The 220-nt window shown below is 41.4% G+C and carries 1 rRNA gene; it reads right to left on the reverse strand.

Annotated features, from left to right (window positions below):
- Positions 1-67, reverse strand: a 16S ribosomal RNA gene (locus tag PL9214_RS29665); the annotation flags it as partial.
- Between the last annotated feature and the right edge of the window lie 153 nt (positions 68-220).

The following is a 220-nucleotide window of genomic DNA, read 5'->3' on the forward strand; positions in this document are numbered from 1 at the left end:
GTTCGACTTGCATGTGTTAAGCAGACCGCCAGCGTTCATCCTGAGCCAGGATCAAACTCTCCATTTTGAAGAATTTGTAGCTCTTCTGTTGACTAGACTTGCTAGTCATGTTATCTTTTGGGAGTCCTCAGTCTTTATAACTGATTCCTCTCCTGATTTTTTGACTAGGAGTTCGTTAATTCGACTTTCAAACGTATTATTTTTTCTAGGTTCGGTGCGC

The sequence above is a fragment of the Planktothrix tepida PCC 9214 genome (assembly GCF_900009145.1).
In the GTDB taxonomy this organism is placed as follows: domain Bacteria; phylum Cyanobacteriota; class Cyanobacteriia; order Cyanobacteriales; family Microcoleaceae; genus Planktothrix; species Planktothrix tepida.